We start from the raw sequence: 6,513 nt of genomic DNA, 5'->3' as shown, positions 1-6,513 counted from the left end.
CCCCCCCCCCCCCCCCCCCCCCCCCCCCCCCCCCCCCCCCCCCCCCCCCCCCCCCCCCCCCCCCCCCCCCCCCCCCCCCCCCCCCCCCCCCCCCCGCCCCCGCATCATCGGCCTCGGCCTCGTCCTCGATCTCCCCCAGAGGGGGCACCCCCGGACGGGCCGGTTTCCTAGCATTGGCCCCGTGGACAAGTTGCGGCAGCTACGCCTCGCCAAGGACGCCATGGACCGGGACTGGGCCGACCCGGCCCTGGACCTCGACGCGGTCGCCGCGCACGCCGGGTACTCGCGCTACCACTTCCTGCGCGCCTTCAAGGCGGCGTACGGCGAGACCCCCGGCCAGTACCTGACGCACCGCAGGATCGAGCGGGCGGAGGAGATGCTCCGCAGCGCGGATCTCACCGTCACCGAGATCTGCCACCTGGTCGGCTTCAGCAGCCTCGGCACCTTCTCCGTGAGGTTCAAGGCCCGTACCGGGCTCAGCCCCACCGAGTACCGGACCGAGCACGTCGGCCACGGCGCCTCCCTCATTCCCGGCTGCTACGCCATGCTGTGGGCCGGCGGGTTCCCGAGCAGAAGCGCAACTTCCGAGAAGCGCGGCCCGGACCCGGCTGCCTACGGTGACGGACAGGAACAGCGACCGTCCGGCGGCCGAAGCCGGGCAGGCAGGAGAGCGGAGCCATGATCCAGGGCCTGGCCATCACCACCGTGTGGACCTTCGACCAGCAGCGCACCAAGGCCTTCTTCACCGAGAAGCTCGGCTTCGAGGTGCGCAACGACATCGCGATGGGCGACATGCGGTGGATCACGGTCGGCGCCAAGGACCAGCCCGGTGTCGAACTCGCCCTGATGCGCCTGGACGGACCGGGCCTCGACCCCGAGTCCGCCGAGGCGCTGCGCAAGCTGGTCGCGAAGGGGGCCATGGGGGCCGGCGCGTTCCGCACCGACGACTGCCGCGGCGACTACGAGACCTTCAGGGCGCGGGGCGTCGAGTTCGTCCAGGAGCCCAAGGAACGGCCGTACGGCATCGAGGCGATCTTCCGTGACGACAACGGCAACTGGTACTCGCTGACCGAACGCAGTGAAGAGCTCGACTTCTCCAAGGAGTTCTGAGCATGCCGGCGGAGACCGGGCCGGATCACACCGCCGTCCGCACCGCCCTGTGGCGGGCGCTGCACCTGCGTGCCGACGCGCCGCCGTACGTCATCGAGGACGAGGTCGGGCTGCGGCTCGCCGAACCGGACGCGGACACCGCGGACGGCTGGCGGGCCAGGCCCGACATGGATGTCGAGGCCACGCGGCGGACCCGGGCGTCCATCGTGGCCCGGGCCCGGTTCGTCGAGGACCTGGTCGTGGCCCAGGCCGGGCGGGGGGTGGACCAGTACCTCGTCCTCGGCGCCGGGCTGGACACCTTCGCGCAGCGCCGGGCCGCCGACGCCGTGGCCGCCGGGCTGCGGGTGTTCGAGGCGGACCGGGCCGGGGCCGTGGCCTGGAAGCGGCGGCGGCTGACCGAGCTCGGGTACGGCGTGCCCGACTGGCTGACGCTGGTGCCGGTGGACTTCGAGGGCGACTGGTGGGGGCAGCTGGTGGCCGCCGGGTTCGATCCGCGCCGGCCGGCCGTGGTCGCGTCCGCCGGGGTCACCATGTACCTCACGGAGGACGCCGTCACCGCCACCCTCCGGCACATCGCGCGGCTCGTCCCCGGGTCGACGCTGGTCACTACGTTCCTGCGGCCGATCGAGGACGTCGAGCCCGACCAGCAGGAGCAGCTGCGGGTGGCCCAGCGGGGCGCGCGGGTCTCCGGCACGCCCTTCCTGAGCTTCTACGCGCCCGAGCGGATGGCGGCCCTCGCCCGCGAGGCCGGCTTCCGGGAGACCCGGCACGTCCCGGCGGAGGAACTCGCCGACCGCTACTTCACCGGCCGCACCGACGGACTCCGCCCGTCCCGCGGCGAGGAGCTCCTCGTGGCCCACACCTGAAGGCGCCACACCCCGGAGTGCCCGTCAGGGGCATCAGGCTGCGCGGCTCACCGGCTCAGCGGCTTCCCGGCTGGGTCGGGCCCGGCAGTATCGGGTAGCTGCCGGTGGCCGTCGGGGCGTGTTCCGGCAGCCACAGGACGGCCACCGCACCCTCCGCCAGGATGTGCTCGGGTGCGCCCGCCGGGCGGATGTTGCGGAAGGTCAGGCGGGCGCCCAGGACGCGGGCCTGGCCCGCCGCGATGGTCAGGCCCAGTCCGTGGCCCTGGCCGGCCCGGTCCTCGCTGCCGGTGCGGAAGCGGCTCGGCCCCTCCGCGAGGAGTTTCTCGGGGAAGCCGGGGCCGTGGTCGCGGACCCGGATGACCCGGCCCTCGACGGTCACCTCGACGGGCGGCTTGCCGTGCCGGGCCGCGTTGGCGAGCAGGTTGAACAACACCCGCTCCAGCCGGCGCGGATCGGTGGTGACCTCCGACTCGTGCACCACCCGCACCTCGATCGACGGGTCCTTCGCGGCCACCCGCCGGGCGACGAACTCGCCCAGCATGATGTCCTGCAGCTCGGCCCGCTCGGAGGCGCTGTCGAGGCGGGCCACCTCCAGCACGTCCTCGACGAGGGTGCGCATGGCCTTCGCCCGGTCCAGGACCAGTTCGGTCGGACGGCCGGGCGGCAGCAGCTCGGCCGCCGTGAGCAGGCCGGTCACCGGCGTACGCAGCTCGTGCGCGATGTCGGCCGTCACCCGCCGCTCGGCCTCCAGACGCTGCTGCAACGCGTCCGCCATGGCGTCCACGGCCCGCGCCAGGTCGTCGGTCTCGTCGCGTACGACCCCGCCGATCGCCTCCCGCACCCGTACGTCCGGCTCGCCCTGGGCGACCTGGTTGGCCGCGGCCGCCGCCTTGCGCAGCCGGACCGAGAGCTGCCCGCCGATCAGCACGCCGAGCGCGCTGCCGCCGAGGACGACCGCGATGGAGCCGATGACCAGGGCCTGGTCGAGGTCCTTCAGCATATTGCTGCCGCGGTTCGCGAAGGTGCTGTGCAGGGACAGCACCCGCCCGTCCTTGGCCCGCACCGCCGCCCAGATGTCCGGCGCCCCGTGCCCGTGGTCGATGACATCGGTCGCCCGGAAGCCCGCGTCGACCCGCTCGCGCAGCGCCCGCGGCAGCCGGGGGTCGTTGACCCTGACATCGGGGAAGTTCGCGCGCCCGTACGACTCGTAGTTGCGCTGGCCCATCAGGAGCCGGTCGTTGGCCAGCTCACGGGCGTTGTCCAGCATCGAGACCCGGGCGGCGTTGTGTACCACCAGGCTCAGCGCGATCGCGACGAGCGCGCCGACCAGTGCGATCGCCGCGCTCAACTTCCACCGGAGCCCGGTGCGCAGCCCCGGACCCCGGTGTCGGATGGATCTGATGAACCCCCGCATGACCGCCCCGCTCAGGCCTTCAACTTGTAGCCGAAACCGCGGACCGTCTCGATCCGGTCCTGGCCGATCTTCGTACGCAGCCGCTGCACATGGACGTCGACGACCCGGGTGTCCCCGCCCCAGCCGTAGTCCCAGACGCGTTCGAGCAGTTTGTCGCGGGAGAGTACGGTCCCGGGGGCCGAGGAGAACTCCAGGAGCAGCCGCATCTCGGTAGGGGTGAGCGCGACCGGCTGTCCGGCCCGGCGCACCTCCATGCCCTCCGTGTCGATCTCCAGTTCGCCGAAGGTGAGTAGGGAGCCGGTCACCTCCGCCGCGTCCGCCCCGGGTCTCTCGCCGCCGTTCGCGTGTCCGAAGCGCCGCAGCACCGCCCGGATCCGGGCGACCAGCACGGCACCGTCGAACGGCTTGGTGACGTAGTCGTCGGCGCCCGCCTCCAGGCCCAGCACCACGTCGATCGAGTCCGCGCGCGCAGACAGCATGATCACCGGCACGGTGGACTCGTCGCGGATGCGCCGGCACAGGCTGACCCCGTCCAGGCCCGGGACCATCACGTCCAGCAGGGCGATGTCGGGCCGGTCGGCGCGAAACGCCTCCAGGCCCGACAGCCCGTCGGGCATGGCGGTGACCGCGAAGCCGTCCCGCTCCAGGGCGAGCTGGGTGGCCTCGCGGATGACGTCGTCGTCCTCGACGAACAGCACGTGGGTCTGGTCTGCCATCCCGGCTCTCTCGTGTCGGCGGTCTCGGGTCAGCTGGCGGGGGAGGGGACCGGCGTGGCGTCGTCGCCGCCGCTGCCGGTCGCGTTGCCGTACTCGGTGTGGTGGAAGTACTCCTGGACGAAGTGCCCCGCGGCCCAGCTGTAGGTGATCACGTTCTCACCCGACGGGCTCGACACCGGGTCACCCTTCTCGTACACCTGTTTGGTCACGCTCAGGTCGCCCCGGTCGATCTCCGCGTAGACGGGGGACTCCTCGGCCTCGAAGACGTTCTTGTACGTGCCGTTCTCCGCGCGGTACACATACGCCCCGATACCCACCGCGTCCCCGCAGGTCTGCACGTTGACGACGACGTCCGCGGCGGGGCCGCCGGTGAGATCGCCGTAGGTCACGTCGACCGAGTACTTGTCGCCCGAGCACGGGGCGAGATTCCGCTTGACGGTCGTCGAGACCTGCGGATCGGCCTTCACCAGGGCGATCGCGTCGACCCTCTTGTACGACTGCGACGGGTTGGGCGTGGGCGAGGGTGCCTCGGCCGCGGCCCGGGCGCCGTCGGCCGACTCGGCCGACTCGGCGTGTGCCGGGCCCTCGTCACGGGCGCCGGTGCCACCGGTGCCGCAGGAAGCGACGAAAAGGGCGAGGACGGCGAGCACGGCCACCGCCGTGATCACCGCCTGTGCACTCGCCGGGCCCCGGCCGGGCCCCGCGTCGGTCAGGCCGCGCAACGCTCCCGCTCCTCCCGCTCCAGCGCGCGTGCGTCGAGGTCGCGTGACTCCAGCTCCTCGCGGAGCCGGGCGAGCGCCCGGTGCAGCGTGCTCTTGACCGTTCCGGCCGACATGCCGAGGGCGGCGGCCGTCTCCTCCGTGGACATCTGCTCCCAGTGTCGCAGCACCACGACACTGCGCTGCTTCGGAGCCAGCACCTTCATGATGTCCATAAGGAGCGCGCGGTCCGCGTGCTGCTCGGTGGAGTCCTCCACGCAGGCGTCGGGCAACTGCTCGGTCGGGACTTCCTCCAGCTTGCGGGCCCGCCACCACTCGGTCCGGGTGTTGATCATGACCCGGCGCAGATAGGCGTCCGCGAGTTTCTTGTCCTCGATGGTCTCCCAGCGGCCGTACGTCCGGACCAGCGCCGTCTGCAGCAGGTCCTGGGCGTCCGTCGGGTCCGGGACCAGCCGGCGGGCGCTGCGCAGCAACGCGTCCTGCCGAGTGCGGACGTACTCCTCGAATTCGAGCACCTCGCCCTGCGCCATGATCAACCGCCTCCCGATCCCCGTTTTCCCCGGCCCTGTGCCTGAGTTCCTGCCGTCCCGCGGTCCTGGCGGGCACAGAAACGAAGCTACGGACCCGTTGTCACGGGGCTGTGCGGAGCAGCCTGCGGGTAGCAATCGGCTGTCCGTCGGTTGTGTAACGGAAGTAGGCGCGGGGTAAGCGGGCGCGGGTATATGCCCGACTATGCAGGGATTTGCCGTGCGGGTGGAGCCCTAACAGAGCCCCGTCTCCTGTGATGTGGCTGTACGTCAGCCCAGCGGAAGCCGGTACAGGTCGCCCGCGAGCGGCTCCACCAGCCCGTCCGAGACCAGCCCGTCCAGCGCCCGCGCCCGCTGCACCGGCTCGTGCCACACCCGGTCGAGCGAGGCCTGCGGCACGGGGGCGTGCGCCTCGCGCAGGACGGCGAGCAGCTTGCCGCGCACCTGCCGGTCGGTACCGGCGTACGTCTGCCCGCGCCGGGGCGGCCCCTCGTGCTCCGGCTTGCCGGCCAGCCGCCAGGCGCACTCCCCGGCGATCGGGCACCGCGTGCACGTCTCGTTCTTCGCCGTGCACACCAGCGCGCCCAGCTCCATGGAGGCGGCGGCCCAGCGGGCGGCGGTCTTCTCGTCCTCGGGCAGCAGTTCGCGGGCGAGCTTGCGCTCGGCGGCGGTGGTCGCGTTCGGCGGGTACTGGACGCCGGTCACGGCCCGCGCGAAGACCCGCCGCACATTGGTGTCGAGCACCGCGTGCCGCTGCCCGTACGCGAACGACGCCACGGCCGCGGCCGTGTACTCGCCGATCCCGGGCAGCGCGAGCAACTGCGCGTGGTCCGTCGGTACGTCGCCGCCGTGCCGTTCCGTTATGGCGACCGCGGCGCCGTGCAGCCGCAGGGCGCGGCGCGGGTAGCCGAGCCGGCCCCAGGCGCGGACGGCCTCGCCGGGCGCCTCCGCGGCGAGGTCGGCGGGCCGTGGCCACCGGGCCAGCCACTGCTCGTAGACGGGCAGCACCCGGCTGACCGGGGTCTGCTGCAACATGAACTCGCTGACCATCACGCCCCACGGGCCCGCCTCCGGGCGGCGCCAGGGGAGGTCACGGGCGTGGGTGTCGAACCAGGCGATCACAGGGGAGTGCAGCTTCTCAGTCATGGCCCTTCCGATCCT

The 6,513-nt window shown here is 72.9% G+C and carries 8 protein-coding genes; 3 read left to right on the top strand and 5 right to left on the bottom strand.

The features are described 5' to 3' along the window. The first annotated feature begins 220 nt into the window (after positions 1-220). Genes ACFY0P_RS51105 through ACFY0P_RS51095 form a run of 3 tightly spaced genes read left to right on the top strand, consistent with a single transcriptional unit; the run spans position 221 to position 1,976 of the window. Positions 221-682, top strand: a complete 462-nt coding sequence (locus tag ACFY0P_RS51105; protein ID WP_388929358.1) for a helix-turn-helix transcriptional regulator — start codon at positions 221-223, stop codon at positions 680-682. Next, positions 679-1,110, top strand: a complete 432-nt coding sequence (locus ACFY0P_RS51100; RefSeq protein ID WP_388929357.1) for a VOC family protein — start codon at positions 679-681, stop codon at positions 1,108-1,110. Before ACFY0P_RS51105 ends, ACFY0P_RS51100 begins: the two co-directional genes overlap by 4 nt. A 2-nt stretch (positions 1,111-1,112) precedes the next feature. Then, positions 1,113-1,976 carry a class I SAM-dependent methyltransferase gene (locus ACFY0P_RS51095; protein WP_388929356.1) on the top strand — a complete coding sequence of 288 codons (864 nt, stop codon included), beginning with the start codon at positions 1,113-1,115 and terminating at the stop codon, positions 1,974-1,976. 55 nt (positions 1,977-2,031) lie between these two features. On the opposite strand, the gene cseC is transcribed toward ACFY0P_RS51095, so the two are convergent. From cseC to ACFY0P_RS51070, 5 genes are all read right to left on the bottom strand, one after another. Continuing rightward, entirely contained in the window at positions 2,032-3,390 is a 1,359-nt protein-coding gene (gene cseC, locus ACFY0P_RS51090) for a two-component system sensor histidine kinase CseC (protein ID WP_388929355.1), read from the bottom strand. Between the two features lie 11 nt (positions 3,391-3,401). Beyond that, the gene (cseB, locus tag ACFY0P_RS51085; protein WP_388929354.1) at positions 3,402-4,106 is read right to left on the bottom strand and encodes a two-component system response regulator CseB; all 705 of its coding nucleotides are present in this window, start codon (positions 4,104-4,106) and stop codon (positions 3,402-3,404) included. A 29-nt stretch (positions 4,107-4,135) separates the two neighbouring features. Then, complete coding sequence (locus ACFY0P_RS51080; protein ID WP_388929353.1) at positions 4,136-4,828, bottom strand: hypothetical protein; 693 nt, start codon at positions 4,826-4,828, stop codon at positions 4,136-4,138. After that, entirely contained in the window at positions 4,816-5,355 is a 540-nt protein-coding gene (locus ACFY0P_RS51075) for a SigE family RNA polymerase sigma factor (protein ID WP_217559609.1), read from the bottom strand. The genes ACFY0P_RS51080 and ACFY0P_RS51075 overlap by 13 nt, the downstream gene beginning before the upstream one ends. A 267-nt stretch (positions 5,356-5,622) precedes the next feature. After that, positions 5,623-6,498, bottom strand: a complete 876-nt coding sequence (locus ACFY0P_RS51070) for an A/G-specific adenine glycosylase (RefSeq protein ID WP_388929352.1) — start codon at positions 6,496-6,498, stop codon at positions 5,623-5,625. Between the last annotated feature and the right edge of the window lie 15 nt (positions 6,499-6,513).

The sequence above is a fragment of the Streptomyces sp. NPDC001714 genome (assembly GCF_042892755.1).
Classification (GTDB): domain Bacteria; phylum Actinomycetota; class Actinomycetes; order Streptomycetales; family Streptomycetaceae; genus Streptomyces.
The sequence above is the reverse complement of the archived record's forward strand: the minus strand, read 5'-3'. Positions and strand labels throughout refer to the sequence as shown.